The following is a 26406-nucleotide window of genomic DNA, read 5'->3' as shown; positions in this document are numbered from 1 at the left end:
GGCATGGATCCTCGGGTCAAGCCCACTGGTGTCCGGTTAAGCTGGCGCGAGGTTTAGGGTCATTTGCCGTGGATCGGGCGGCACTGGCGGCGGTGGGGTGTTGAGGGCGTCGATGGGCCGCCTGTGCATGAGGTTGAGGCGAACGAGGCGGGCGAAGGCGAGCGGCTGGGTGACGGCTTTCTGGGTTGCCTGGGCGGCGCGCAGCAGAATGTGGGCGATCAAGGCGACATAGATCTGGGTGCGCACGGCGTTCTCGGAAGTGCCGAGGAAGTGGCTGAGCTTGAGGTTCTGCTTGATCCACTTGAAGAACAGTTCGATCTGCCAGCGCTGCTTATAGAGATCGGCGATGTCCTCGGCCGGAGCATCGAGATCGTTGGTGATCAGGCGGATGGTCTTGCCGGTTTCGATGCGCACGGTGATCTCGCGCAGCGGCGCGGCGAAGGGGTTGCGGCGCGCACGGGCCATGCGCTGCGGCAACAGCCCGATGCGGTCTGCGAGGATGTTGCCGTCCGCGGGCACGGCCTGCTCGGCCGCAACGTCAAGCCCGGTGTTGCTCTTCAGCCGGGTGACGAAGCGGCAGCCCTTGGCATCCAGGGCCGCCCACCAGGCGAAATCGTAATAGGCCAGATCGAACACATAGGTCATTCCCGGTGTGACCGGCATGGCCTTGGCCGGGGTGATGTCGTTGACCCGCTGGCTGGTCATCACAACATTGAGCGGGGCATCGGCCGCCGGGTCGTAGGCAATGTGCAGCTTGATGGCGCGCCGGCCGTTCTGCGTCTCCAGCCAGCCCCGGCTCAGCGACGACATCTGCACTCTGGTGGCATCGAGGATTTGTGCAGCTTGATGGCGCGCCGGCCGTTCTGCGTCTCCAGCCAGCCCCGGCTCAGCGACGACATCTGCACTCTGGTGGCATCGAGGATGCGCACCGCATCCTTGAGGTGCCGGCGCGTGCGGCGGCTGGCCTGCGCCGCCATATGGGCGAACAACTCGCCATAAAGTGCTGCCGGCCGCCGGGCATTGGCGTCGGCCAGGGTGGAGCGCGCCACGCAGCCCATGCCCAGGTGGTAGAGACGGGCGGACTGGCTCATCAGCCCCGCCTCGATGTCGCGTAGGCTCGCCGCCCCCGCCAATTGCCCGAACAGGAGCGCCAGGAACTGGCTCTTGGTGTCGAGCCGGCGCACCCTGTGGTCGGCTCGGTGCTTGTCCACAAGCCGCTCGAATACCGCCCACGGAATATGCTTCTGAAGCCCGTGAAAAACGCTATTGTGGTGCCGCATGACATTGACCTTCTGCTCATGTCTCAAACGCCGCGAAACGTCTGAAACAGAGTAGAATCAATGTCATGCGCCGTGTCCAGAAAATTTAACCGGACACCAGTGGGCTTGACCCGAGGATCCATGCCTGAACAGTCCCAACCCGCAAGCGGTGAATATAAAGGACCGTTGGTTCGCTCTCCTTTCCGAGGTCAGCTACGGATATCGACATGTCACAAGAGAACGCGCTCTCCGGCCGCTGGGCCGTTGCGACCTTTTTCTTCGTCAACGGCTTCATGGTCGGCAGCTGGGCGCCGCAGATCCCGTTGCTCGTCGCGCGCTTCTCGCTGAGTGAGACGGTACTTGGCCTGCTTATCCTCATCTTCGGCCTCGGGGCTGTCGTGGCGATGCCCATGTGCGGATGGCTCATCAGCCGCTACGGCTCGCGTGCGGTGGCGCGCGTGTCCGGCGTCTTGTGCGCCTGCTCGCTTCTCGCCATAGCCGCGGCGCCGGGCATGCCGACGCTGATCGCGGCGCTTGTTGCCTTCGGCGGCCTTTTGGGCGGCATGGATGTCGCCATGAACTCCAATGCGGTGGTCGTGGAGCGCCGGCTGCAGCGTGCCATCATGTCCTCCTCGCACGGCTTCTGGAGCCTCGGCGGCTTCGTCGGCGCGGGTGTGGGCGGCGTTCTGGCCGAGCAATGGGGGCATCTGGCGCATGCCGGCGCCGTCACCGTCTTTGCGCTCGTGCTCGTGTTCGCCGCCATGCCGAAACTCATCGTCGAGCGCAAGCCGGCGGCGACGGGCGGCGGCCGGCTGAGCGGCTTTCCGCGCAATCCGCTTGTCTATCTTACCGGCATCGTCGCCCTGTTCTCGATGGCGCCGGAGGGGGCCGTCCTCGATTGGGCGGCCCTTTATCTGCGCCAGGAGATGGGCGCCGGCCTGGCTACGGCGAGCCTCGCCTTTACCGCCTTTTCCGGGGCCATGGCCCTGATGCGCTTCCTCGGCGACGGGGTGCGCAACCGGCTGGGCGCGGTAACGACGATGCGGCTCTCGGGCATCGTCGCCGCAGTCGGCATGCTGGGGGCGGGGCTGGCGTCCTCGCCGGCGGCTGCTACGCTGGCCTTCGCCCTGGCCGGGCTGGGGATTGCCAATATGGTGCCCATCGCCTTCTCGGCGGCAGGCAACCAGCCCGGCATCTCGTCGGCCGCCGGCATGAGCGTGGCCACCACGATCGGCTATTCCGGCATGCTCGCCGCGCCATCCATCGTCGGCTTCGTGGCCGAGCGGACGGGCTTCACACCGGTTTTCATCGGCTTTGCCGTGCTTCTGGGGGTGGTGCTTTTGATGTCGAACCTGGTGCGGCCGGCGGACGAAATCGCCGAACCCGCACCCTCGGCAGGCGCCTCGTAACGCTCCTATCGCCTTGAATAAACGACCGGCCTTCCCGATGGCCGGGGGCGGGCACGTCATATCCGGCCCATCAGGGCCAGGATCAGAATCACCAGGAGAATGACGCCGACGATACCGGAAGGGCCATAGCCCCAGGCGCGCGAGTAGGGCCATGTGGGTATCGCGCCGAGCAGGACGAGCAGCAATATGATGATGAGAATGGTGGTGACTGACATGGCATTGTCCCTGCCGTTGATAATGGAACGGCAAGACAACGCCCGGGTGCACGGCAGGTTCCCCCGCCGTGCCGGCGCGGGCTTTTACTCGGCGGCCTTGGGGAAGGCCGTGACGGGCACATCCTCTTCGGGTCTCCCGGCATCCGCACCCTCGTCGCGACGACGGAAGAGGCGGGCAAGCAGGCTGCGGCGCTTCTCACCCGCTGGCCGTGCCTCGCGGGTGAACACCATCAGCGCCGCCGGCGTGACGATCAGCGTCAACACCGTGGCAAAGCTCAGGCCGTAGACGATGGCCCCCGACAGCGAAATCCACCATTGCGTGGACGGTGCGCCGAAGGTGACCTCGCGGTCAGCCAGCTCCAGCCCGAGGGCGAAGGCGATCGGCAGAACGCCGAGGACGGCCGAGATCGCCGTCAGAAGCACCGGCCGGGCACGCTCACGGCAGGTCTGGATGATGGCGTCATACTTCTTCATGCCCTCATCGCGCAGCCTGTCATAGGTGTCGATAAGGACAATGTTGTTGTTCACCACCACGCCCGCCAGCGCGATCACGCCGATGCCCGACATGACGATACCGAAGGTCTGGCCGGTGATCAGAAGGCCGAGGAAGACGCCGATCGTCGCCATGACCACGGTCATCAGCACCAGAAAGACGCTGGTGAACTTGTTGAACTGGGCGAGCAGCACCACGAAGATGAGGAAGATCGCCGCGCCGAACGCCTTCGACAGGAAGGCCGCGGCCTCGTCGCTCTCCTCGCTCGATCCGGCGAGCTTCCAGCGCATGGCGCCGAAGTCCATGCCGTTGAGCTCTGAGATCACCTGTTGCTGGACCGCCGCTTCCTGATAGCCGCTGGCGATGTTGGCGGTGACGGTGATCGTGCGCTGGGCGTCGATGCGATTCAGGATGCCGCTGCTCAGCTCCGGTTCGCGGGTAACGAAGTTGGAGATCGGCACCGGTCCCTGCGCGGTCCCGATACGAAGCTGGTCCAGCGTCGACAGCGTACGCCGGTCCTCCGGCAGACGCAGGCGGATGTCCACCGCATCGTCGACGCCGGCCGGGCGGTACTCCGACAGCTTGAGGCCGTTGGTCACGAGCTGCACCACGTTGCCGACCGCAGTGGGGCTGACGCCGTACTGGGCGGCCTTGGGCCGGTCGACGCGGATCGCCCAGTCGATGCCCGGCGGGGGGAGGCCGTCGGCAATGTCGATGACGCCGTCGATCCCCCCCAGCATTTCCGCGACAGCCGCCGCCTGGTCGTTGAGACCCTCGGGATTCGCAGCGGAAAGCTGCACCTGGATGGGCTGGCCCGTGGGCGGGCCGGCATCGGGCACGCGCACCTCGACCTCGACGCCGGGCATGCTGGCCATCTCGGCGCGCAGATCGTTCAGGATCTCGCCCGCCGGCTTGCGCTCGCGCCAGTCGACGAACTCGTACTGCAGGACGCCGATCACATCCTCGTCGATGTCCTCGCCGCCGCCGCGCGTCTGGCCGACGCGGGTGTAGACGGTTTCGATGCCCGGCCAGCCGACCAGCTTCTCCTCGGCCGGCCGCACCAGCCGGTCCATCTCCTCGAGCGAGAGATTGCCGCGCGCATGCACGTACATCAGGCCGTATTCGGGCTCGACATCGGGGAAGAACTCGACGCCGGCGCCATATTGCGTATAGGCGACCTGCACGCCGACCAGGAGGGCGACCGTCAAGAGAAGCACGGTCTTGGGGAAGCGCAGGGCCTGCCTCACGAAACGGATGTACCAGCCGTCCGGCGGCGGCTCTTCATGCACGTGCGCCTTGGCGAATAGCGCGCCCAATGTGGGCGTGAATATGAGAGCGTAGATCATCGACGCGGCCAGCGTGACGATCAGCGTGATCGGCAGATACTTCATGAACTCGCCGACGATGCCCGGCCAGAACAACAGCGGCGAGAAGGCGGCGATGCGTGTCATGGTGGCGGCGATCACCGGGCCGGCCATGCGCTTGGCGGCGAGCTCGAAAGCCTGCGCCTTCGGCATCCCCTCCGTCATGCGCCGCTCGGCGAACTCGGTGACGATGATGGCGTCGTCCACCAGCATGCCGACGGCCAGGATGAGGCTGAACAGCACCACCATGTTGACCGTATAGCCGCCCATGGAGAGCGCAAAGATGCCCATCAGGAAGGACGCGGGCACGGCCAGGCCGATGAGGAGCGAGGCGCGGCCCGACAGCGTGTAGAGGACGATGATGAAGACCAGGATAATGGCGATCAGCACATGGTTCTGCAGATCGTCCAGCATGTCGCGGATGAAGACCGACTTGTCCTGGCTGTAGGACACCTGCACGCCCTCGGGCATGGTCTGGACGAATTCCTCCGACACCTTTTTCACGGCATCGACGGTGTCGACCAGGTTGGATCCGACGCGCTTCTTCACCTCGATGGCGATGGCCTTCTGGCCGTCAAGGCGCGTGATGGTCTCGGCGTCGGTGAAGGTGGAGCGGATGGTGGCGAGATCGCGGGCTCGCACCACGGCGTCCCTGGTCGCCACGATCGGCAGGTTGGCGATGTCCTCGACATTCTCGATGAGCGAAGGCACCTTGACGGCGTAGCGGCCTTCCCCGCCTTCCAGCGCGCCGGCTGCGACCAGGCTGTTGGAGGCGTTGACGCCGTTGATGAGCTGGTCGAGCTGCAGCCCGTAGGAGGACAGCTTGACGGGGTCGATGATGATTTCCGCCAATTCGTCGCGCGCGCCCTGCAGCGAACCTTCCAGAACGCCCGGAATCTCCTCGATGCGGTCGCGCAGGTTGCGCGCGGCGGTCGTCAGAGCACGTTCGGGAAGATCACCGGAAAGGGTGACGACAAGGACCGGGAACTCCGAGATATTGACCTCGTTGACGGACGGTTCGTCGGCGCCGGAGGGCAGATCGCGCTCGGCGTCCGACACCTTGGCACGCACATCCTCGATCGCGTTGGAAAAGTCGTAGCCGGCCTGGAACTCGACCAGCACAAAGCCGCCGCCCTCATAGGCGGCCGAGCGCATCTCCTTGACACCCTCCAGGCCCTTGAGCGCAGTCTCCACCGGCCGCAGCAGCAACCGCTCCGAATCCTCGGGCGAAATGCCCTGATAGCTCAGGCTGACATAGATGACCGGGATCGGAACGTCCGGCTCGGCTTCCTTGGGGATATCCACATAGGCGATCGCGCCGGCGACCACGAAAAACAGCAATATGGACAGCGTGAGCCGCGCATTGCGTATGGCAAGTCGAACAATATCCATCGATCGGTGTCCCCGTCGCGCGCGCTACTGCTGCATCGCCTTCTGCATGGCAGGGTTGCCGGCAAGGCCAAGCGTGCTTTCATCGACCTTTTCGGCGTTCACGGTCTCTCCGTCCGTCACCAGGTCCTGACCGGCGACGATGATGCGGGCGTCCGAAGGAATGCCGGCCAGGTAGAGGGCCTGCGGTGTGTCGTCGACGATGTCGATGGGATAGAAATCCACCTTTCCCGAAGGATCCACCGCGCGCACGCCCAACTCACCCTTTGCGTTCAGGGTTACGACCGAGCGCGGCAGAGCGACGGTCTCCACCCTCTGCGCCAGGATGTTGACCTCCGCCGTCATGCCGGCAGGGATGCGGCCGTCCGGATTGTCGATCGCCACTTCGATGCGATAGGTGCGGGTCTGAGGCGAGGCGGCACGGCGCATATGCCGTATCGTGCCGCGCAGCGTCTCGCCGTTGACAAGGCGCACCTCCGCCTCGTCGCCGCGCTGGATATTGCCGAGGTCGTGTTCGCTGACCTCGCCGACGGCGAGTATGGGGTCGAGCTTCAGCAGCGTGACCACCTCGGCGCCCTGCATCAGGGAGCTGCCTTCCTCCGTATGCACCTGGTCGATGATGCCCGAGAAGGGCGCACGCACGGTCACGCGGTCGAGATCCGCCTCTGCTGTTTCCAGTGCCGAGCGGGCGTTGGCAACGGCGGAACGGACTTCGTCGAGCCGCAGGGTGGCGATGTTGCCGCTCTGGGCCAGCCGCTCGGAGGCAGCGGCCTCGGCTTCGCGCTGGGCCAGCGTCTGGCGCGCGGATTCCACGGTCGCTCTCTTGCCCTCCGTTTCGAGCCGCAGCACAAGATCGCCTTCCTTGACGACGTCGCCTTCGGAGAAGGGGAGTTCCTCGACAATGCCGGCCGAGCGTGCGGCCAGGACCGACTGCTTGTCCGCCTCTGTCTGCCCGGAGACGCGGATGGTGCGTGCATGCTCGAGCCGCGGCGGCACCGCCACCTGGACCGTCTTGAGAACGGACGGGCGTTCCATCTCGGCTTCGGCGGTTCTGGCGGCCTCGGCTTCCTGGCTTGCACTGCCCACAGAGGAAAACTTTCCTGTCGCAATCCAGGCAGCGGTTGCGACGAGAACGACGACAGCCGCAACCTTGTGGAACTTTATCTTTGGCATGACGATTTCCAGTCTGCTGGACCCCTGCCGAACGCGGTAAAATTTGGTCCCATATGGGGTCGGCGGGTGGACGGTTCAATCTCACCGCAGGATATGGCTTATTCCCTTACAGCGGTCTTGCATTGCAAAAAAGCCACACGATCCACCACTCCTGACAACAGGCTGTCACCATGGTCGCGGTCGTGCTTTCCCGAGAATGCCCTGCGCTAGCACAAAGGCGGCATTTCGAGCAGCGACACATTGACAAATTGCGTAATTTTGTCAACAACCAATTGCACGATGGTAGTGAGCACTCCAAGAACAGCAGAGAACAGCGGGGCGGACGATCCGAGGCGGGCGCGTATTGTCGAAGCTGCAATGCAGGTTTTCCTCGCCTACGGCTTCTCGCGCACGACGATGGACGACATTGCGCGCGCCGTGGAGATTTCGCGGCCGGCGCTCTACCTTCTTTTCCGCAACAAGGCAGACATCTTCCGCGCCGTCGGCGAGACGATGCTCGCGCGATCGCGCGCAGGTGCCTCCGCGGTGCTGTTCGAGGAGGGGCCGCTCGACGCGCGGCTGATGGCGGCGCTCGACCGGGCACTTTTCCAGATGTTCCGCACGATCGAGCATTCGCCGCACGGCGACGAGCTCATCGACGTGAACCACAACATCGCCTCGGACATGGTCGCCGGCTGGAGGCAAGGCATGATCGGCTGCTTCGCCAGGGCGATCGGAGAAGAGGCGCAACGGCGCGGAGTGCGGCTGGAGGAGCGCGGGCTGTCCGCGGAATCGCTCGCGGAGATGCTGTTCGATGTGCTGGAGGGGCTGAAGGCCCGCGGCCTGTGCGGCACGCATGCCGAGGAGTCGGCGCGTCGGTTCGTCACGCTGATCGAACTGGCGCTAAGGGAAAAGTAGCCCCTAGATGTTTAGACCCGTTGTTTTGTCGCAATTCCGGACGGAAAACCGGTTTCGCTCTTCCTGGAATTGCTCTACCGCGCGGTCCAGCCGCCGTCGACCGAAAGCGTGGTGCCGGTGATCAGCGCGGCGTTGTCGGAGCACAGGAAGACGGCGGCGGCGCCGATCTGCTCGACAGTGGCGAATTCGCGGATCGGCTGCCGCGCCAGCATCACCTCGCGCACCACCGTTTCGCGGTCCATGTTATGCGCCGCCATCTGGTCGGGGATCTGCGCCTCCACCAGTGGGGTGAGCACGTAGCCTGGGCAGATGGCGTTGCAGGTCACGTGATCGTCTGCCAACTCCAGCGCCACCGTCTTCGTCAGCCCGACCACGCCGTGCTTGGCTGCGATATAGGCCGATTTGAAGGGCGAGGCGCGCAGGCCGTGGGCGGACGAGATGTTGACGATGCGGCCCTTGCCCTGGCGCTTCATGTGCGGCACGGCGGCGGCGATGGTGTGGAAGGCGGAGGACAGGTTGATGGCGATGATGGCGTCCCACTTTTCCGTCGGAAACGTCTCCACGGCCTCCACATGCTGGATGCCGGCATTGTTGACGAGGATATCGATGGCGCCGAAGCGCTCCACGGTCTCCTCAACAAGCCGGCGGCACTCTTCTCCGTTGGACATGTCGGCCTGGGTATAAGCCGCCGTCACACCGAACTCGCGGGCGATGCCGTCGGCCAGCGCATGGTCTTCCTTGCTGTCGGTGAAGGAGTTGACGACCACGTTGCAGCCGTCGGCGGCCAGCGCGCGTGCGATGCCCAACCCGATGCCCGAGGTCGAGCCGGTGACGATGGCGGTTCTTGCCTTGCTCACGTGAGATGCCTCCTTACCTGATGGTCGGGACCATATTGCAATGCATCATCGCTTGCCAAGCGGTCGCGGCGCTGCGCTGGGGCGGGGCAAGGGATGGTGACGGTGAATAGTGAATAGTGAATAGTGAATGGCGGGACTTCCTTAGCTGGTGAGGCTGCCGAAACCATCACTACTCACCATTCACTATTCACTACTCACTCCCACCCCCGCGATCTCCATCGCCGCATGCAGCAACAAATTCGTCCCTGCCTCGATATCGGCCCACTCCGTCCTCTCCTCCGGCGCATGGCTGATGCCGCCGACGGACGGCACGAAGATAAGGCCTGCGCGCGTGATCCCCGCCATCGTCTGCGCGTCGTGGCCGGCGCCGCTCGGCATCAGGGGCGCGTCGAGGCCGAGGCGTTCGGCGGCGCGCTGGAAGGCAGCGATTATCTCGGGATGGCAGGGGGAGGGGGCGAGCCAGCTGGTCTCCTCGATCGAGAAGGAGAGGCCGTGCTTCTTCGCCGCGGCCTCGATGCGCGCCTTCGCACCGTCCGCCAAGGCCCGCATCACCGTCTCGTCCATGTCGCGGGCGACCAGCGAGAACTCCGCATGGCCGGGCACCGTGTGCGGGAAGTTCGGCTCCACCGCCACCTTGCCGATGGTCACGCGGCTCGTCTCGCCGCCGCGCTCGGCGATCAGCTCGGGGATGTCATGGGCGAAGTCGGCCAGCCCCATGAAGGCGTCGCGGCGCATGTCCATTGGCGTGGTGCCGGAGTGGTTCGCCTCGCCGGAAAGGCGGACCGTCCAGTTGAAGACACCGGAAATGCCGGTGACGATGCCGGCCGGCTTCCCCGCCGCCTCCAGCACCGGGCCTTGCTCCACGTGCAGTTCCAGGAAGGCGGCGATGGAGCCTTCCGGCCGTTTCGCCTTCAGCGCTTCATAGGGTTCCAGCCCCTGCGCCCGCATGGCGTCGAAGAGCCGCGTGCCGCCATCATCGTGCGTCGTCTCCAGCCATTCGCGCGTCACCTGCCCGGCAAGCGCCTGGGCGCCGAACATGCCGCCGAAGCGACCTTCCTCCTCGGCCGTGGCGATCACCTCCACGGGCCGTGCCGGGGTCAGGCCGGCCTCTTTCATGGCGCGCACGCATTCGAGCGCGGCCACAACGCCCAACGCACCGTCGAACATGCCGCCGTCGGGCACGCTGTCGAGATGCGAGCCGAGCATGACCACGGGCCCGTCGCCCACCTCCCAACGGCCCGAAAGATTGCCTGCGCCGTCCATGGAAACGGCAAGCCCCGCCTCCTCCATCAGTTTTGCAATGAAACGCCGTCCCTCCATGTCCGCATCGGAAAAGCTGACGCGGTCGATGCCGCCCGTCACCGGGTTGCGGCCGATGCCGCCAAGGGTTTCAAGGTCCTGGCGCAGGCGCTGGGGGTCGATACGCGGTAGGCGGGCGGTCTCGCTGGTCATGATCGATGCTTAGCCATGGCTAAAATTTGGGCAAGGAGAGGCGGATTCAGGCTTGCGTATTTATCATGATAAATTACGATCTCAATCGATAATAACATTCCAAGAGAAATGTGGAGGTTGTCATGACAGGGTTTTCGCGCGTGCTAAAAGGCGCGCTCGCAGGGCTGGCCATGGCGGGCTTCGCCGCGGTCGGTCTCCAGCCGGCCGAGGCACAGACGCCCCCCAACGTGCTGATCGTCGGCCAGATCGCCGAGCCCAAATCGCTCGATCCGCATGCGGTGACGGCGGTCAACGACTTCCGCATCCTGATGAATGTCTATGACGGCCTCGTGCGCTATATCGACGGCACGCTGGAAGTGGAGCCGGCGCTGGCGACAAGCTGGGAGATTTCCGAAGACGGGAAGACCTATACGTTCAAGCTGCGCGAGGGCGTCACCTTCCACGACGGCTCGCCTTTCAACGCGGAAGCGGTGAAGTTCAATTTCGAGCGCTTCCTGAACGAAGACCATCCCTATCACGACACCGGCCCGTTTCCGCTCGCCTTCTTCTTCTCGGCGGTCGAGGAAGTGACGGCGGAAGACGAGCATACGGTCGTCTTCACGCTCAACGAGCCCTACGCGCCTTTCCTCTCCAACCTCGCCTATCCGATGGGGCTGATCGTCTCGCCGGCGGCGGTGGAGGAGCATGGCAAGGATTTCGGCCGCAACCCTTCCGGCACAGGGCCTTTCAAGTTCGCTGAATGGCAGAGCAATTCCCGCGTCGTGGTGGAGCGCAACGAGGATTACTGGAACGGCGCGCCGCCGCTCGATGCCGTCGTATTCCGCCCCATCACCGATGCCAACACGCGCGTCGCCGAGATGCTTTCGGGCGGCCTGGACCTGATGGTCGAGGTGCCGCCGGACAATATTGCACAGTTCGCCGACGATCCGGCCTTCGCCGTCTATGAGCAGGCGGGACCGCATGTCTGGTTTCTTATCCTCAACATGAAAGAGGAGCCGTTCAAGGAAAAGGCCGCGCGCCAGGCGGTGAACTACGCCATCAACAAGCAGGCGCTGGTGGAGAACGTGCTACAGGGCACGGCCGAGATCGCCGCCGGCCCGACGCCGCCGGCCTTCGCCTGGGCCTACAACGAGGCCCTAGAGCCCTATCCCTACGACCCTGAGAAAGCGAAGCAGCTTCTTGAAGAGGCCGGCTACGACGGCGAGGAGGTCGTCTTCTACGTCACGGAAGGCGGTTCCGGCATGCTCGACCCCGTCGCCATGGGCACGGCCATCCAGGCCGACCTCGCCGCCGTCGGCATGAACGTGAAGATCGAGACCTACGAGTGGAACACCTTCCTGGGCGAGGTGAACCCGGGCCTCGAAGGCAAGGCGGACATGGCCGAGATGGCGTGGATGACCAACGATCCGGACACGCTGCCCTATCTGACGCTGCGCACGGATGCTTTCCCCGACAAGGGCGGCTTCAACTCCGGCTACTACTCCAATCCGGAGGTCGATACCATCCTCCAGCAGGCGCGCCAGGCCACCGAATCGGAAGAGCGAGCCGCGCTCTACCAGCAGATGCAGGAGATCGTCCACGAGGACGCGCCCTGGGCCTTCATCGCCAATTGGAAGCAGAGCGCTGTCGCAAAGGCCGAAGTGCAGAACTTCAGCCTGCAGCCGTCCTTCTTCCTTATCCTGAGGGATGTGGCGAAACAGTAGCCGTTGCGAGAGTATAATGCTGCCCGCGACCAGCCCTTTCGCACCCCCCTCTGGCCTGCCGGCCATCTCCCCCCCAAGGGGGGAGATTACGCTGTTATCAGACTTGGCGCCTGCGCTTAACAAGAGGGCGCCGACATCACCGCCCCTGATCTCCCCCCTCGTGGGGGAGATGGCCGGCAGGCCAGAGGGGGGCGCGAAGGGGCGAGGGCGGAAAATCAAGTTTGGCGCTGCTTTTCAAATTGCCCCTTCGGGAGCCGTCTGATGCTCGCCTATTTCCTCAAGCGCCTGGCTATGATCGTACCGGTGCTGTTCGGCCTGACGGTCATCGTCTTTCTCATCATGGCGATGATCCCCGGCGACCCGGCGACGGCCATCCTGGGCGCCTACGCGACGCCGGAAAATGTCGAGCGGATCAACCGGCAACTCGGCCTCGATCGCAGCCTGCCGGAGCAATATTTCATCTGGCTCGGCAACCTCTTACAGGGCGATTTCGGCCGCTCCTATTCGCTCAACCGGCCGGTCATCGACGAGGTGCTGGAGCGCTTCAACGCGACGCTCATCCTCGCCGGCGCTTCCCTCGTCTTGTGCACCGTCTTCGGCCTTGTCGCCGGCATCGTCTCGGCCGTGCGCCAGTTCGGCTGGACGGACCGCATCGTCACCTTCTTCGTCCTCATCGGCATCTCGATGCCTTCCTTCTGGTTGGGGCTGCTTCTGATCCTTGTCTTCGCCGTCAACCTGCGTTGGCTGCCGCCGTCCGGCATGTATGCGATCTATGGCGGCGGTGGGCCGCTCGACCTGTTGTCGCATCTGGCGCTGCCGGCGATCACGCTGGCCGTGGTGGCGACGGGGGTGATCGCCAGGCTCACGCGTGCGGCCATGCTCGAAGTCCTGCGCCAGGATTATATCCGCACCGCGCGCGCCAAGGGCCTGTCGGAGCGCCGGGTGATCTACCGCCATGCCTTCAAGGCGGCGCTCGTCAGCGTCATTCCGGTCATCGGCATCCAGGCCGGCTTCGTGCTCGGCGGGGCGGTCTATATCGAGACCGTGTTCCAGTGGCCGGGCATCGGCCGCATGCTGGTGCAGGCGATTTCCACCCGCGATCTGCTTTTGGTGCAGGGCGGCGTATTGGTGGTGGCCGCCAGCTACGTGCTGTTCAACCTCCTCGCCGACATGGTTCAGCACATGCTCGATCCGAGGCTGAAGACATGAGCACGGCCACTGACACCGCAAAACCCGTCGAGCCGATAAGGAAGAGCGGGCGGCCGAGCTTTTTCGCGCTCCTGGTGGCGAACCGCCTGGCCGCCTTCGGCCTCGGCCTCCTGGTTGTGATCGCGCTCGCCGCCCTCCTCACGCCGTGGTTGCCCTTGCAACCGCCCGACATCACCAATCCGGCCAACCGCCTTCTTCGTCCGCTCGCGGAGGGCCACTTCCTGGGCACAGACCAACTGGGCCGCGACCTCCTCTCACGCCTCATGTGGGGCGCGCGCGTCTCCATCGCCGTTGGCCTGTCCGCGACGTTGGTGGCGGCGGTTGTCGGCTCGGCCATCGGCCTCGTCGCCGGCTACGCGGGCGGGCGCACGGACAATTTCATGATGCGCGGCATCGACATGCTGATGGCCTTCCCCTACATCCTGCTCGCGCTCGCCATCGTTGCCGTGCTCGGCCCGGGCCTGATGAACGCGCTCTATGCCATTGCCGTCGTCAACATCCCCTTCTTCGCCCGCAACATCCGCGGCGTCGCGCTGTCGCTCGCCCACCGCGAGTTCGTCGACGCGGCGCGCCTGTCCGGCAAAGGGCACCTGCGTGTCCTGCTCACCGAGGTGCTGCCGAATGTGCTGCCCGTCATCGTCATCACCATGTCAACCACCGTCGGCTGGATGATCCTGGAGACGGCGGGCCTCTCCTTCCTTGGCCTTGGCGCGCAGCCGCCACAGGCCGATCTCGGCTCCATGCTGGGCGAGGGGCGCAAGCTTCTGTTCACCGCGCCGCACGTCTCCATCGTGCCGGGCCTGATGATCTTCGCCCTCGTCATGAGCATTAATCTCGTCGGCGATGGCATCCGCGACGTGCTCGACCCGCGGCTCAAGTCCGGCGCGCTCAGCCGTCCCGCGGCGGCGACGGCGGTGAAGCGCGAGGACGTGCCGGCGATGCCGGAGACGCCCGCGAAAGCGGCGCTCGACGTGCGCGACCTCAGGACCGAGTTCCGCGTCGGCGGCGATGTCTACAAGGCCGTCGGTGGGGTGAGCTTCCAGCTCAAGGAACGCGAGTGCCTGGGCCTCGTCGGCGAATCCGGCTCCGGCAAATCCGTCACCGCCATGTCGTTGCTCGGCCTCGTGCCGACGCCGCCGGGGCGCATCGCCGGCGGGCGCGTGCTCTACCAGGGCCGCGACCTCCTGGAGGCTTCCGAAGCCGACTTGCGCAAACTGCGCGGTGGCGCCTTCGCCTATGTCTTCCAGGACCCGCTGTCGACGCTGCATCCGCTCTTCACCGTGGGCGACCAGGTGACGGAGGCGATCCGTGCCCACCAGCCGCTCTCCTATCGCGACGCGTGGAAGCGGGCGGTGGCGCTTCTTAAGATGGTGCGCATTCCCAATGCCGCCGAGCGCGCGGGTTCCTATCCGCACGAATTGTCCGGCGGCATGCGCCAGCGTGTCTCCATCGCCATGGCGCTCGCCAACGACGCGGAGATCCTGATCGCCGACGAGCCGACAACCGCGCTCGACGTCACCGTGCAGGCGCAGATACTGAAGCTCATGGACGCGCTGCAGGACGACAAGGGTTCAGCCCTCCTCTTCATCACCCACGACTTCGGCGTGGTCTCGGAGATCTGCGACCGCGTTGCGGTGATGTATGCGGGGCGCATCGTCGAGACCGGGCCGACGGATGAGGTGCTCAACGCACCCGCCCATCCCTATACGCGCAAGCTGATCGACTGCGTGCCGGTGCTGGGCGAGCCGGAACGGCGGCTCGACGCGATCTCCGGTCTGCCGCCGGCGGTCAACCGCCTGCCCGAAGGCTGCGCCTTCGCCGAGCGCTGCCCCTATGCCGAGGCGGCTTGCCGGGAGGGCGAGATCGCGCTGGAGAGCCTCGCGCCGGAGCGCGCCGTGCGCTGCATCAAGCCGCTGAAACCGGAACAGTCGGAGGCTGCCCAATGAGCGAGACGGTTCTGGCGGTCGAAGGCCTGACGCGCGTGTTCGGCGGCGGGCGCACGCTTCTCGGCAAGACAAAGCCACAAGTGCACGCCGTGCAGGGCGTCGACCTTTCCCTGAATGAAGGCGAGACCTTGGGCATTGTCGGCGAATCAGGTTGCGGCAAGTCCACGCTGGCGCGCATGCTGGTGGGCCTCGATGCACCCAGCGACGGCACCATCCGCCTGAAAGGCGAGGATGTGACGGCGCTCGCCAAAAGCTCGCCGCGAGGGCTCGCCCGCAGCATCCAGTACGTCTTCCAGGATCCGGTCTCCTCGCTCAACCCGCGCAAGACCATCCGCCGTATCCTCGAAGCGCCGATGAAGCATCTGCTCGGCTTCGACGCGCAGAAGCGCCGCGAGCGCCTTGCCGAACTGATGGACGCGGTGAGCCTCAGGGCCGAGTTCCTCGACCGCTACCCGCACGAGTTCTCCGGCGGTCAGGCGCAGCGCATCGGCATCGCTCGCGCGCTCGCGGCGGAGCCGGAAATCCTGGTGCTTGACGAGCCCGTCTCGGCGCTGGACGTTTCGGTGCAGGCGCAGGTGTTGAACCTGCTCGATGGCCTCAAGTCTCGCTTCGGCCTTACCTATATCTTCATAAGCCACGATCTGTCGGTGGTGGAGAGCGTCTCCGACCGGGTGGCGGTGATGTATTTCGGGCGCATCGTGGAAGAGGCCGCAGCAAGGGATCTCTTCGCCTACCCGCGCCACCCCTATACGAAGCTCCTGTTCAACTCCGCCCCGGTGCCGGGCAAGAAGGGGTTGAGGGGCGAAGAAGGCCTCGCCGAGCTCCCGGATCCCTACAACCCCCCGCCCGGCTGCGCCTTCGCGCCGCGCTGCCCGCGCGCCGACGGAACCTGCCGCGAAACCCGTCCGCCGCTCGAAGCGAGGGAAAAAGGGCGCCGGGCCGCTTGCTTCCACCCGCTCGAGGATGCAGCACTGGAGGCAGCCGGATGACGGGCATGGCTGAAAAGGGCAGGGCGCGACCGCCGCGCGGGCCGAAACGGCCGGCCGTCATCTCCGATGAGATCAAGGATTGGATCGTCACGCAGAACCTCAAGCCCGGTGACCGGCTGCCGCAGGAAAAGGCGCTGATCGAGCGCTTCCGCGCCTCCAAGGGCACCATGCGCGAGGCGCTGCGCTCGCTGGAGGCGCAAGGGCTGGTGACCACCCGCACGGGGCCGGGCGGCGGCATCTTCGTCGCAGCGCTCGAAGACACGCGGGCGATGGAGCTTCTCGCCAACTACTTCTTCTTCCGCCAGCCCTCCATTGCCGACATATACACGGTACGCTGCCAATTGGAGCCGGAGCTTGCGGCTAGTCTCGTCGGCCGCTTGAGCGAGGAGGACTACCAGCGGCTGGAAGAGACCATGCGCGTCTACGACCACCCGGCGGAGACGGTGGGCGAGGAATACCAGCAGCGCATGGCCGAACTCGACTTCCACGCCGTGCTGGCGGAGCTGTGCCCCAACCCCGTGCTCGGCTTCATGTGCGGCTTCCTGCAGAACCTGTTGCGCAACCTCACCGTCTGCCGCCGCATCTACGACCGCCCCAACCCGGCGCTGCGCGAGACCGGGCTTTCCTACCAGACACGGCTGATCGCGGCGCTGAAGGCCGGAGACGGCGAAAGCGTGCGCTCCATCATGTACAAGCATATGCTGAGCGCCTGGCGCTACATGGAAGCGTGCGAAGCGGAGATGAAGACGGATTTCCTGCGGTTGGGGAGGTAGCCTCACCTGCATCATCCCGGACAACCTGCGCTACCGCTCCGGTTTCCGGGATGACGACGGCCGGTTGGCGGCTCTCTGTTAGAAAGCCACCATTGACATTCGCGCGCCATTTCGCCACCTCACTGGCAACAGGTTGAAAACGGGGCAGGTCGATGACCGCCGAAACCATTTCCGGGTACTTCTCTTCCCCCTTCCCCCGCCGGGGTTCCGTCGGGGTCGAAGTCGGCAGCGTCATGGTCGGCGGCGATGCCCCCGTGGTCGTGCAGTCCATGACCAACACCGACACGGCGGATGTGGACGCCACGGTGGCGCAGGTCGCCGCGCTTCATCGCGCCGGCTCGGAGATCGTACGCATTACGGTGGACCGCGACGAGGCGGCCGCCGCCGTGCCGAGGATCCGCGAGCGGCTGGAGCGGCTCGGCCATGACGTGCCGTTGGTCGGCGATTTCCACTATATCGGCCACAAGCTTCTGGCCGATCATCCCGCCTGCGCCGAGGCGCTGGCGAAATACCGCATCAACCCCGGCAATGTTGGCTTCAGGGAAAAGAAGGACCGCCAGTTCGCGGCGATCGTCGAGACGGCGATCCGGCACGACAAGCCGGTCAGGATCGGCGTCAACTGGGGCTCGCTCGACCAGGAGCTTCTGACGCGCCTGATGGACGAGAACCAGGCCAAGGGGTCGCCGCTCACCGCCCAGGAGGTGACGCGCGAGGCTATTGTGCAGTCCGCGCTCCTTTCGGCGGAGCTGGCGGAGGAGATCGGCCTGCCCAGAAGCCGCATCATCCTATCGGCCAAGGTCAGCCAGGTGCAGGACCTGGTCGCCGTCTATACGGAGCTGGCGCGGCGCTCCGACCATGCGCTTCATCTCGGTCTCACCGAGGCCGGCATGGGCACCAAGGGCATCGTCGCCTCGTCGGCGGCCATGGGCATCCTGCTTCAGCAGGGCATCGGCGACACGATCCGCATTTCGCTGACGCCGGAGCCCGGCGGCGACCGCACGCGCGAGGTGCGGGTGGCGCAGGAGCTTCTGCAGACCATGGGCTTCCGGCAGTTCGTGCCGGTGGTGGCGGCGTGCCCCGGCTGCGGGCGCACCACCTCCACCGTGTTCCAGGAGCTGGCGCAGAAGATCGAGGCCGACATTCGCAAGAACATGCCGGTGTGGCGGGAGAAGTATCCCGGCGTCGAGGCGCTGCAGGTCGCCGTCATGGGGTGCATCGTCAACGGACCGGGCGAATCCAAGCACGCCGATATCGGCATTTCGCTGCCGGGCACCGGCGAAACACCAGCCGCCCCTGTCTTCATCGACGGAAAGAAAGCCGCCACGCTGCGCGGACCGACCATCGCCGCCGATTTCGAGAAGATGGTGGCCGATTACATCGAGCACCGCTTCGGGCGGGGAAGCGCGGTGGAAGCGGCGGAGTAGGCGGCTGGACAGGCCCTAACCCCTACTCAAAGGGTAGGGCTATCGCATATGGATGGAGTCGTTGTTCGGCTTCGCCGAACCCCCACCCTCAATCCCTGCCCTCGAGGGGGAGGGAGGCAGGCCGAGCACGGCTTCGTGGGGGGTGGGGGTCAAACAAGCTGCACGAAAACCATAGCGATCACCCTGCAAGGGAAACGAGGAACGCCTCATCCAGGATCGAGCAGGCGCGGGCCGGGGCCGGCTTCGCCGAGTTCGTCGTACGGATTGCGCAGCGGGCAGGTGTCGACGGAGAGGCAGCCGCAGCCGATGCATTCGTCGAGACTGTCGCGCAGCCGTGTGAGCTTCTGGATGCGGGCGTCGAGATCGGCGCGCCAATGTTCCGAAAGCTTGCGCCAGTCGGCGGCGGTCGGCGTGCGCGCCTCGGGTAGCGTCTTCAGCGCGTCGCCGATGATGGCGAGCGGCACGCCCAGCCGCTGCGCCACCTTTATCACCGCGACCCGCCGCAGGACGTCGCGGCCGTATCGGCGCTGGTTGCCGCCGGTGCGGTGGCTGGTGATCAGCCCCTTGGCTTCGTAGAAATGCAGCGCCGAGACGGCGACGCCGCTACGCCGCGCCACTTCGCCGACGCCGAGTTCGCGACGCGGGATTCGCGCATCTTGCCCCATTCGGCGGCTCCCTTGAAATAAACCTCAACTAGACTTGAGAGCGAAGCGCCGGCCGGTCAAGACGCGTGGGCGAAAACACCGTTTCCCGCGCACCCAGGCGCCATCTTCACCATCGTTAATCGCCGCTTAAGCGGTATGCTCGATCTTTAGGGGACCGGGAAAGCGGATTGGGGCACCGTCGATGTCAACTGTGGTAACGCGTCGCTACATGCGTGGGCGAATGGTCGCCGTGTTGGTCGGTTTCGTTCTGGCCGTCATCCTGGGCACCGGTGTGGTGCTCTGGCAGATGGAGAGGGCCAAAGACCAGGTTCGCTTCAGCGCCCTGCTGAACTATATGGCCGATGCCACGGGGGACGTCCTCTACAACGCCCTGCGGCTGGAGCATGCAAGCGCGCACAGCGAGGCCGCGCACGAGGCCGTCCATCCGGCAAGCGACCATCAATACGGCCCCCAGCCGGCAGGAGATGTCGGCGAAGCAGAGCTTCTGGAGACGGCGCGGACGGACCTGAGTGCGGCGCTGGCACGTCTGGAAAAGGGCTACACAGCCATGGAGATGGCGGCCAGCGGCGACATCGCCATGCTGGAAAGCCGCCGCATCACCATGGACGACGGCACCGGCCTCGCAGGAGAAGAGCAGGCGGACCCGCTTATCGACAGCGTCGCCGGGACGGCAGTTCCCGAATCGGTACGCAAGGTCTGGGACGGCGGACAGGGCCGAGCCTCGCTGAAGCAAGAGCTCGACAGCGTGATGACGCTGGCCAACCGGCTGGACATTTTTCGCGACTATTCCGTCCCCGCCGCACGCCGGGTCTTCACCGAGCTGCAGGTGCTGGCCAACCAGAAGGTCAGGCCGCACATCAATGCCGTCTCCAAGGCGCTGCACGAAGAGACGGTCTCGACCTACGGCGCGCTTGAGTTCACCCTCGTGCTCGTCGCCTTCTTGATGATCCTGGCGACGCTGCTGGTCGGCGTGCGCGTCTTCCTTCCCATGATCCGGCGCATCCACGACGCCCATCAGGAGCTGCACGATGCCAACGTGTCGCTGGCGGCCGAAAAGATGCGCGCGCAATCGGCCGACAGGACGAAGTCCGAGTTCCTGGCCAATATGAGCCACGAGATCAGGACGCCGATGAACGGCGTCATGGGCATGGCGGAGCTGCTGGCACGCACCGAGCTCGACCAGCGCCAGTCCATGTTCGTGGATGTCATCGTCAAGTCGGGCGCGGCGCTTCTGACCATCATCAACGACATCCTCGATTTCTCCAAGATCGATGCCGGGCAGTTGACGCTGGAGCCGGCGCCCTTCCGTCTCGGCGAGGCGATCGAGGACGTGGCGACGCTGGTCTCCCCACGCGTTGCCGAGAAGGACCTGGAGCTGATCGTGCGCATCGATCCGGCGCTTCCGCTCTCCTTCGTCGGCGACATGGGCCGCTTTCGCCAGATCGCCATAAATCTCGTCGGCAACGCCGTGAAGTTCACCGAGCGTGGACACGTTCTGGTGGACGTTTCGGGCACGGCGAACGGCGGGAAGGCGGAGATCACGGTACGCGTGGAGGACACCGGTCCCGGCATACCCGAGGACAAGCTCCAGGCGGTGTTCGAGAAGTTCGCCCAGGTCGATTCCTCCTCCACCCGCCGGCACGAGGGCACCGGCCTCGGCCTGGCGATCGCCTCGCGCCTCATCGACCTGATGGGCGGCACCATGGGCGTGGACAGCAAACCGGGCAAGGGCTCCGTCTTCTGGTTCACCATGACGCTCGACATCGATCATACCGACGCCAAGCCGCGTCCCGTCCCCATCGACGTTTCCGGTGCCCGGGTGCTGGCCATCGACGACAATCCCATCAACCGCGACATCCTTATCGAGCAGATGAGGAGCTGGGGCTTCGACTGCGCGGCCGTCGAAAGCGGCGAACTGGGCCTTGCCTTCCTGCGCCGCTCGGCCGAGCTGGGTGCTGCCGTGGACTGCATCATCCTCGACTATCAGATGCCGGAGATGAACGGCGCCGATGTGGCTCGCCGGCTCAAGGCGGACCCGGCGAGCGCGGCCATTCCGATCGTGCTTCTGACCTCCGTCGACCAGGCCGAAACCGGCCGGCTGGTGGCCGAGGGCCATATCGCCGCGCAACTGAACAAGCCCGCCCGCTCGTCGGCACTTCTGGAAACCATCGTCGCGGCCATGCAGGCCGCCCAGACAAGCGAGCCGGGCACGGCGGCGCCGCGCCCGCTTCCCCGGCCGCGCCTGGTCAGCCCCGTTGAGCCGGCAGCGCGGCCGCAGCGGCCGGAACGGCCTTCCTCGGCGGTGCTCGACGTGTTGGTCGCCGAGGACAACGAGGTGAACCAGCTCGTCTTCAGTCAGGTGCTCGACCAACTCGGCCTCAACTACCGCATCGCCAGCAACGGCAAGACGGCGGTGAAGATGCACCGCGCCCTCAAGCCGCGCATCGTCTTGATGGATGTCTCCATGCCGGAGATGAACGGCCTCGAGGCGACGGCCGCGATCCGCGAGGCGGAGAACGGACTGAACCACCGCACGCCGATCATCGGCATCACCGCGCATGCGCTGACCGGCGACCGCGAGAAGTGCCTGGAGGCGGGCATGGACGACTATCTGTCGAAGCCGATCTCGCCGCAGAAGCTCTCGGCCAAGATCGCGCAATGGCGAGGGCGGGTGGAAGAGCTGGCGAGTGCGTAGGCCGTAATTTGACCATAGACGGCGGCGAGGTCTCCCCTCGTTTCGAGGCAGGAGATTCGCAATGCGGAAATTTCTGATCGGCCTCTTCGTCATCGTGGCCGCCATCTATCTCTGGAACGCGTCCTGGCTGGCGGCGCGGCCGGCGGACCAGGCGGTGAGGCTGATCGCCCACCGCGGCGTGCACCAGACCTTCGACAGTGCCGGCATCCAGAACGACACTTGCACGGCAACGCGCATCTTCCCGCCGGAGCACGATTTCATCGAGAACACCGTTCCCTCGATGCGGGCGGCGTTCGCGGCCGGGGCGGCTGTGGTGGAGATCGACGTGCACCCGACGACCGACGGAAAGTTCGCGGTGATCCACGACTGGACGCTCGATTGCCGGACCGACGGCGCCGGCGTGACGCGCGAGCACGACATGGTTTTCCTGAAGACACTCGATGTCGGCTACGGCTACACGGCCGACGGCGGCGCCACCCATCCCCTGCGCGGCAAGGGCGTCGGCTTGATGCCGTCGCTTGATGAGGTTTTCGAGGCCTTTCCCGACGGGCGTTTCCTGATCAACTACAAAAGCCGCGAGGCGCGCGAGGGCGACATGCTGGCGGCAATGCTCGCCGACCGGCCCGACTGGCGCGGCCGTGTGTGGGGCGTCTATGGCGGCGACGCGCCGACGGACCGCGCGGTGATGCTGGTCGATGGCCTCAAGGGGTTCGGCGCCGGCGCGATGAAGGATTGCCTCATGCGCTATCTGGCGCTCGGCTGGACGGGCCACGTGCCCGAAGCCTGCCGCAACACCTATGTGATGGTGCCGGTCAACTATGCCTGGCTGATGTGGGGCTGGCCCGACCGCTTCCATGCGCGCATGGCGGCGAACGGCAGCGAGATCATCCTTATAGGCCCCTATTCGGGTGAGGACGCGGGGACATCCGGCATCGACACGGTCGAGGATCTCGCGCGGGTGCCGGAGCATTTCGGCGGCTACGTGTGGACCAACCGCATCGAAACGGTCGGCCCCATGCTGAAGGCCAACTGAAGCCGCGCGCTGCATTACCCCTTCCCCCAAGAGTAGTCCTCAGGCGCACATGAACCCACACGTGAATCGTCTATGATGGAAGGGGGTGCGCCTCACCGTTCTCGCTCGGCGACGAAGCGCGCTGCTTGGCACAGCACGGCGGCCTTTTCGCCGAAGGGCTCCAGCAGCTCCTCGGCTTGCGCGACGAGGCCCGAAAGCTGCCGGCGCGCCCAGTCCTCGCCGTTGAGGCCGGCCAGCGTCGCCTTGCCGGCCGCCGCGTCCTTGCCCGTGGCCTTGCCCATGGCTTCCGGGCTTGCCGTCAGGTCGAGAAGGTCGTCGGCAAGCTGGAAGGCGAGGCCGACGGCCGCGCCAAAGGCGGAAAGCCGCTCGCGCTCGATCTCGCTCGCGCCGCCGATCACCGCGCCCGCCTCGCAGGCGAAGCGGATGAGGGCACCGGTCTTCATCGCCTGCAGCTCGACGATGCCTTCCTCGCCGGGCGGCTCGCGCTCCGCGGCGAGGTCGAGCGCCTGGCCCCCGGCCATGCCGCCGGCGCCGGCCGCCCGCGCCAGCCGCGCCACGAGGTCGAGCTTGGTCGTGGCGGGCAACTCCGTCTCTTCGCCGGCGATGATGTCGAAGGCGTAGGTCAACAGGCTGTCGCCGGCGAGGATCGCCATCGCTTCGTCGAAGGCGCGGTGCACCGTCGGCTGGCCGCGGCGCAGATCGTCGTCGTCCATGGCCGGCAGGTCGTCGTGGACGAGCGAATAGCAGTGCACGCACTCGAGCGCGGCGGCCACGCGCAGCGCCGCCTCACCCTCGGCGTCGAAGAGGCGGGCGCTTTCGACAAGCAGGAAGGGTCTCAGCCTTTTTCCGCCGTTCAGCACGCCGTGCCGCATGGCCGCCATCAGGCGCGCCGGCCGCACGATCTCTCCTTCGCGCGGGCGCGCGTCGAGCAGGCGGCGCAGCATGGCCTCCACGGCTTCGGCGTTCAGCGCAAGCAGGGCCTCGAAGGGGGGTGTCGCGTCTTCCATGGCGGGAGCGATGGCGCTATTCGTCGCCGTGGTCAAGGGCGGGGTGCCCATTCCCCGTTGCCAGCCTCATCCATGGCCGGTATTCGAAGGCGGGAAGCCGATTGGGAGAAGAACTTGCCGGCGCCGATGGTGAAAGGGGAAAGACGGCCGGCTGGCGGGCGCCGGCGGAAGCGGTCGCGCGCGCGCCGGTGGGGCAGGGCATGGTTGCGCCGGCTTGTCGCCGCTCTCGTCATCCTCGCGCTGCTGCCGTTCGGCCTCACGCTCCTTTACCGCGTTTCGTGGGTGCATCCGGTGTCGACCCTGATGCTGGCCGACTTAGTGACGCTGCAGGGCTATGACCGCCGCTGGATGCCGCTCGAGGATATGGGTACCGCCGTCGCGCACGCCGTCATGATGTCGGAGGATGGGCAGTTCTGTGCCCATTCCGGTGTCGATTGGGGGGCGCTCAATACGGTCGTCAGCGATGCGCTTTCCGGCGAGCGCCCGCGTGGGGCCTCGACGATCCCCATGCAGACGGTGAAGAACCTTTTCCTGTGGTCCGGCCGCTCCTACGTGCGCAAGGTCATGGAGGCGCCGCTGGCGCTCTATTTCGATGCGGTGGTGCCGAAGCGGCGCATCATGGAGATCTATCTCAACATCGCTGAATGGGGCCCGAATATCTATGGTGTGGAGGCCGCTTCCCAATACCATTTCGGCCGCCCGGCCAGGGACCTGTCGGCGCGGCAGGCGGCGCTTCTGGCGGTCACTCTGCCCAATCCCGTCGGGCGTAACCCGGCAAGACCGTCTGCGGGGCTGGGCAGGCTGGCCTCAATCATCGAAAGGCGCGCTGCAAGGGCTGGCGCCTATGTCGGCTGCCTCGACTGAGCGCGGCGGAGGTACGGTATGGTAAAACGCGGCTCCTCCATCGGCTTCTTCGGCATTTTCGGGCGCTCTGAGGACATGCGCCGGCTGGACGAGGCGCTGCGGGATGCGGGCCTCCACCCCGCCCAGGTGCCCGAGGGCGTGAAACTTGCAGCCGTCGGCTTGATGACGAGCGAAGAGACGCCGGAGCCGCCTCCTGCGGCCTATCCTTCCGTGGGCGAGCTGATGGCCTTCTGTGCGCTCGGCGGCGAACTCTTCGCCCACGAAAACGGCGAGGCGCGTCTCGCCGCGGCCACGCGGCGCATGGAGACGGCCCTGGAGGCGGGGGAGGGCCGGGATGCCGAAACCGTCCTTCTCATGCTGCACGCGAAGCTCATCCATCCGGCGCTCGTCGACCGCTACGCCATACGCGCCGAAAGCGAGGATTGAGCCGGTTTGCTCGGCGCCGGCGCAAAAAATCGCCGCGCCCCACTGGCCAAAGGGTCGATTGCCGTGTATAGGCGGCGCGAATTCCAAATTGCACGGCCGCATTGCAAGGCCCCTGAACGAGCGGGGCCACAAGAGCAGTTGACCGAATAGCGGAGAGCACAATGGCTGTACCTAAAAGAAAGACGTCGCCGTCGAAGCGTGGCATGCGCCGCGCGGCCGATGCGCTCAAGAAGCCGACCTATGTCGAGGACAAGGATTCGGGCGAGTTGCGCCGCCCGCATCACATAGACCTGAAGACGGGCATGTATCGTGGCCGTCAGGTACTGGAACCGAAAGAAGCGTAAGCTTTTCGGATCTCAGGCAACATGTGGAAGGGCCGGCCTAGCGCCGGCCTTTCCCTTTTTTGGCGGCGCGTTAACGCGGGTTAATCCTTCGACCCGGAAGTTGTTAATCCTTCGACATCGAGTCGATCTTGCGCTGCATGGCCGCCACCTGCTCGCGCAGCTCCTTCAGGTCGCCCGCCTCGCCGGCCTCCTCGCGCGGCCCGTTGGAGCCGCCGGGTGGCGTCGGCGAGAACATGCGCATGGCCTGTTGGAACATCTCGATGTTGCGCCGCGTCTGCTCCTCGACCATCTTCATGGGCGCGTTCATCTGCATCATGTCGCCCATCGGCGTCTTGCCGAAGGCCTGCGTCATCTGTTCGCGCAGGCGCTCCTGCTCCTTGGCGAAGGCCAGCATGGACTGCTCAAGGAAGCTCGGCACCACCATCTGCATCTGATCCCCGTAAAACGAGATGAGCTGGCGCAGGAAGGAGATGGGCAGCATGTTCTGCCCGTTCTTGTCGTTCTCCAGCTCGAAGATGATCTGGGTCAGAACGGAATGGGTGATGTCATCGCCCGTCTTGGCATCCTGCACCACGAAATCCTCGTCGCGCTTGACCATCTCGGCCAAGTCCTCCAACGTCACGTAAGTGCTGGTGCCGGTGTTGTAGAGGCGGCGGTTGGCATATTTCTTGATAACCACCGGATCATCTTTTCCAGGCATTCGCAGACCTCCCCCTGCGCTACTTCACAGCGGATCCTCACGGTCCCGCTTGGCAGGCAGGATATGCGAAAGAGTGCGGCAATTGAAAGCGGTTTTCGCTGCAAGCGCGAACGCAATTTC

General features: G+C 65.6%; 21 protein-coding genes and 1 pseudogene. 13 read left to right on the top strand and 9 right to left on the bottom strand.

Annotation, left to right across the window (positions count from 1 at the left end; genetic code table 11):
- Nucleotides 1–36 precede the first annotated feature (36 nt).
- Nucleotides 37–1280: pseudogene (locus GM910_RS27790) on the bottom strand (IS4 family transposase).
- A 206-nt stretch (nucleotides 1281–1486) separates the two neighbouring features.
- On the opposite strand from GM910_RS27790, the gene GM910_RS04215 reads away from it, so the two are divergent.
- Nucleotides 1487–2668 carry an MFS transporter gene (locus tag GM910_RS04215; protein WP_159586262.1) on the top strand — a complete coding sequence of 394 codons (1182 nt, stop codon included), beginning with the start codon at nucleotides 1487–1489 and terminating at the stop codon, nucleotides 2666–2668.
- A 56-nt stretch (nucleotides 2669–2724) separates the two neighbouring features.
- Here the strand turns inward: GM910_RS04215 and GM910_RS04210 are convergent, their stop codons facing one another.
- The 3 genes from GM910_RS04210 to GM910_RS04200 all read right to left on the bottom strand — a co-directional run bounded on the left by GM910_RS04210 (nucleotide 2725) and on the right by GM910_RS04200 (nucleotide 7302).
- Nucleotides 2725–2883 (bottom strand): DUF3309 family protein, encoded by a 159-nt coding sequence (locus tag GM910_RS04210; protein ID WP_159586261.1) that lies wholly within the window; start codon nucleotides 2881–2883, stop codon nucleotides 2725–2727.
- 84 nt (nucleotides 2884–2967) lie between these two features.
- Nucleotides 2968–6132 (bottom strand): efflux RND transporter permease subunit, encoded by a 3165-nt coding sequence (locus GM910_RS04205; protein WP_159586260.1) that lies wholly within the window; start codon nucleotides 6130–6132, stop codon nucleotides 2968–2970.
- Between the two features lie 24 nt (nucleotides 6133–6156).
- Nucleotides 6157–7302, bottom strand: a complete 1146-nt coding sequence (locus GM910_RS04200) for an efflux RND transporter periplasmic adaptor subunit (RefSeq protein ID WP_159586259.1) — start codon at nucleotides 7300–7302, stop codon at nucleotides 6157–6159.
- 279 nt (nucleotides 7303–7581) lie between these two features.
- Here GM910_RS04200 and GM910_RS04195 point away from each other — a divergent pair, with 279 nt between their 5' ends.
- On the top strand, nucleotides 7582–8199 hold the full coding sequence (locus GM910_RS04195) for a TetR/AcrR family transcriptional regulator (protein WP_159586258.1): 618 nt from the start codon (nucleotides 7582–7584) through the stop codon (nucleotides 8197–8199).
- A gap of 74 nt (nucleotides 8200–8273) precedes the next feature.
- On the opposite strand, the gene GM910_RS04190 is transcribed toward GM910_RS04195, so the two are convergent.
- Entirely contained in the window at nucleotides 8274–9056 is a 783-nt protein-coding gene (locus GM910_RS04190) for a 3-hydroxybutyrate dehydrogenase (protein ID WP_159586257.1), read from the bottom strand.
- A gap of 183 nt (nucleotides 9057–9239) precedes the next feature.
- Complete coding sequence (locus GM910_RS04185) at nucleotides 9240–10508, bottom strand: Zn-dependent hydrolase (RefSeq protein ID WP_159586256.1); 1269 nt, start codon at nucleotides 10506–10508, stop codon at nucleotides 9240–9242.
- 122 nt (nucleotides 10509–10630) lie between these two features.
- Between GM910_RS04185 and GM910_RS04180 the strand changes: the two genes are divergently transcribed.
- The 6 genes from GM910_RS04180 (at nucleotide 10631) to ispG (ending at nucleotide 18552) form a co-directional block, all read left to right on the top strand.
- On the top strand, nucleotides 10631–12211 hold the full coding sequence (locus GM910_RS04180) for an ABC transporter substrate-binding protein (protein WP_159586255.1): 1581 nt from the start codon (nucleotides 10631–10633) through the stop codon (nucleotides 12209–12211).
- Nucleotides 12212–12472: 261 nt separating this feature from the next.
- Nucleotides 12473–13420 carry an ABC transporter permease gene (locus GM910_RS04175; RefSeq protein WP_159586254.1) on the top strand — a complete coding sequence of 316 codons (948 nt, stop codon included), beginning with the start codon at nucleotides 12473–12475 and terminating at the stop codon, nucleotides 13418–13420.
- Nucleotides 13417–15366 (top strand): dipeptide/oligopeptide/nickel ABC transporter permease/ATP-binding protein, encoded by a 1950-nt coding sequence (locus GM910_RS04170; protein ID WP_159586253.1) that lies wholly within the window; start codon nucleotides 13417–13419, stop codon nucleotides 15364–15366. Before GM910_RS04175 ends, GM910_RS04170 begins: the two co-directional genes overlap by 4 nt.
- Complete coding sequence (locus GM910_RS04165) at nucleotides 15363–16355, top strand: ABC transporter ATP-binding protein (RefSeq protein ID WP_159586252.1); 993 nt, start codon at nucleotides 15363–15365, stop codon at nucleotides 16353–16355. The genes GM910_RS04170 and GM910_RS04165 overlap by 4 nt, the downstream gene beginning before the upstream one ends.
- Complete coding sequence (locus GM910_RS04160) at nucleotides 16352–17128, top strand: FadR/GntR family transcriptional regulator (RefSeq protein WP_159586251.1); 777 nt, start codon at nucleotides 16352–16354, stop codon at nucleotides 17126–17128. Before GM910_RS04165 ends, GM910_RS04160 begins: the two co-directional genes overlap by 4 nt.
- 167 nt (nucleotides 17129–17295) lie before the next feature.
- On the top strand, nucleotides 17296–18552 hold the full coding sequence (ispG, locus tag GM910_RS04155) for a flavodoxin-dependent (E)-4-hydroxy-3-methylbut-2-enyl-diphosphate synthase (protein ID WP_201285404.1): 1257 nt from the start codon (nucleotides 17296–17298) through the stop codon (nucleotides 18550–18552).
- A 206-nt stretch (nucleotides 18553–18758) separates the two neighbouring features.
- Here the strand turns inward: ispG and soxR are convergent, their stop codons facing one another.
- Nucleotides 18759–19217, bottom strand: coding sequence for a redox-sensitive transcriptional activator SoxR (gene soxR, locus GM910_RS04150; protein WP_159586249.1), 459 nt, complete (start codon nucleotides 19215–19217; stop codon nucleotides 18759–18761).
- Between the two features lie 181 nt (nucleotides 19218–19398).
- Here soxR and GM910_RS04145 point away from each other — a divergent pair, with 181 nt between their 5' ends.
- Both GM910_RS04145 and GM910_RS04140 read left to right on the top strand, forming a co-directional pair.
- Nucleotides 19399–21912 (top strand): hybrid sensor histidine kinase/response regulator, encoded by a 2514-nt coding sequence (locus tag GM910_RS04145; RefSeq protein WP_246225839.1) that lies wholly within the window; start codon nucleotides 19399–19401, stop codon nucleotides 21910–21912.
- A 61-nt stretch (nucleotides 21913–21973) separates the two neighbouring features.
- A complete protein-coding gene (locus tag GM910_RS04140; RefSeq protein WP_159586248.1) occupies nucleotides 21974–22945 on the top strand; it encodes a glycerophosphodiester phosphodiesterase family protein in 972 nt (323 codons plus the stop codon).
- A 92-nt stretch (nucleotides 22946–23037) separates the two neighbouring features.
- Here GM910_RS04140 and GM910_RS04135 read toward each other — a convergent pair whose 3' ends face one another.
- On the bottom strand, nucleotides 23038–23952 hold the full coding sequence (locus tag GM910_RS04135; RefSeq protein WP_159586272.1) for a polyprenyl synthetase family protein: 915 nt from the start codon (nucleotides 23950–23952) through the stop codon (nucleotides 23038–23040).
- A gap of 126 nt (nucleotides 23953–24078) precedes the next feature.
- On the opposite strand from GM910_RS04135, the gene mtgA reads away from it, so the two are divergent.
- The 3 genes from mtgA (at nucleotide 24079) to rpmF (ending at nucleotide 25586) form a co-directional block, all read left to right on the top strand.
- Nucleotides 24079–24816, top strand: coding sequence for a monofunctional biosynthetic peptidoglycan transglycosylase (gene mtgA / locus GM910_RS04130; protein ID WP_159586271.1), 738 nt, complete (start codon nucleotides 24079–24081; stop codon nucleotides 24814–24816).
- A gap of 18 nt (nucleotides 24817–24834) precedes the next feature.
- Entirely contained in the window at nucleotides 24835–25242 is a 408-nt protein-coding gene (locus GM910_RS04125) for a hypothetical protein (protein ID WP_159586247.1), read from the top strand.
- 161 nt (nucleotides 25243–25403) lie between these two features.
- A complete protein-coding gene (gene rpmF, locus GM910_RS04120) occupies nucleotides 25404–25586 on the top strand; it encodes a 50S ribosomal protein L32 (protein WP_159586246.1) in 183 nt (60 codons plus the stop codon).
- A gap of 103 nt (nucleotides 25587–25689) precedes the next feature.
- Here rpmF and phaR read toward each other — a convergent pair whose 3' ends face one another.
- Nucleotides 25690–26286, bottom strand: coding sequence for a polyhydroxyalkanoate synthesis repressor PhaR (gene phaR / locus GM910_RS04115; RefSeq protein WP_159586245.1), 597 nt, complete (start codon nucleotides 26284–26286; stop codon nucleotides 25690–25692).
- Nucleotides 26287–26406: the final 120 nt, after the last annotated feature.

Source organism: Chelativorans xinjiangensis, assembly GCF_009812055.1.
GTDB classification, from domain to species: Bacteria; Pseudomonadota; Alphaproteobacteria; order Rhizobiales; family Rhizobiaceae; genus Chelativorans; species Chelativorans xinjiangense.
Note: the sequence above shows the minus strand (reverse complement) of the source record. Positions and strands in the feature narration are given on the sequence as shown.

What these genes read in the sequence shown, in the direction of transcription:
- GM910_RS04125 (WP_159586247.1), top strand. Translation starts at nt 24,835, where the DNA reads ATGGTAAAACGCGGCTCCTCCATCGGCTTCTTCGGCATTTTCGGGCGC.
- GM910_RS04210 (WP_159586261.1), bottom strand. Translation starts at nt 2,883, where the DNA reads ATGTCAGTCACCACCATTCTCATCATCATATTGCTGCTCGTCCTGCTC.
- soxR (WP_159586249.1), bottom strand. Translation starts at nt 19,217, where the DNA reads ATGGGGCAAGATGCGCGAATCCCGCGTCGCGAACTCGGCGTCGGCGAA.
- phaR (WP_159586245.1), bottom strand. Translation starts at nt 26,286, where the DNA reads ATGCCTGGAAAAGATGATCCGGTGGTTATCAAGAAATATGCCAACCGC.
- GM910_RS04200 (WP_159586259.1), bottom strand. Translation starts at nt 7,302, where the DNA reads ATGCCAAAGATAAAGTTCCACAAGGTTGCGGCTGTCGTCGTTCTCGTC.
- GM910_RS04170 (WP_159586253.1), top strand. Translation starts at nt 13,417, where the DNA reads ATGAGCACGGCCACTGACACCGCAAAACCCGTCGAGCCGATAAGGAAG.
- GM910_RS04165 (WP_159586252.1), top strand. Translation starts at nt 15,363, where the DNA reads ATGAGCGAGACGGTTCTGGCGGTCGAAGGCCTGACGCGCGTGTTCGGC.
- GM910_RS04135 (WP_159586272.1), bottom strand. Translation starts at nt 23,952, where the DNA reads ATGGAAGACGCGACACCCCCCTTCGAGGCCCTGCTTGCGCTGAACGCC.
- GM910_RS04180 (WP_159586255.1), top strand. Translation starts at nt 10,631, where the DNA reads ATGACAGGGTTTTCGCGCGTGCTAAAAGGCGCGCTCGCAGGGCTGGCC.
- GM910_RS04215 (WP_159586262.1), top strand. Translation starts at nt 1,487, where the DNA reads ATGTCACAAGAGAACGCGCTCTCCGGCCGCTGGGCCGTTGCGACCTTT.
- GM910_RS04160 (WP_159586251.1), top strand. Translation starts at nt 16,352, where the DNA reads ATGACGGGCATGGCTGAAAAGGGCAGGGCGCGACCGCCGCGCGGGCCG.
- rpmF (WP_159586246.1), top strand. Translation starts at nt 25,404, where the DNA reads ATGGCTGTACCTAAAAGAAAGACGTCGCCGTCGAAGCGTGGCATGCGC.
- mtgA (WP_159586271.1), top strand. Translation starts at nt 24,079, where the DNA reads ATGGTGAAAGGGGAAAGACGGCCGGCTGGCGGGCGCCGGCGGAAGCGG.
- GM910_RS04140 (WP_159586248.1), top strand. Translation starts at nt 21,974, where the DNA reads ATGCGGAAATTTCTGATCGGCCTCTTCGTCATCGTGGCCGCCATCTAT.
- GM910_RS04205 (WP_159586260.1), bottom strand. Translation starts at nt 6,132, where the DNA reads ATGGATATTGTTCGACTTGCCATACGCAATGCGCGGCTCACGCTGTCC.
- GM910_RS04175 (WP_159586254.1), top strand. Translation starts at nt 12,473, where the DNA reads ATGCTCGCCTATTTCCTCAAGCGCCTGGCTATGATCGTACCGGTGCTG.
- GM910_RS04185 (WP_159586256.1), bottom strand. Translation starts at nt 10,508, where the DNA reads ATGACCAGCGAGACCGCCCGCCTACCGCGTATCGACCCCCAGCGCCTG.
- GM910_RS04145 (WP_246225839.1), top strand. Translation starts at nt 19,399, where the DNA reads ATGTCAACTGTGGTAACGCGTCGCTACATGCGTGGGCGAATGGTCGCC.
- GM910_RS04195 (WP_159586258.1), top strand. Translation starts at nt 7,582, where the DNA reads ATGGTAGTGAGCACTCCAAGAACAGCAGAGAACAGCGGGGCGGACGAT.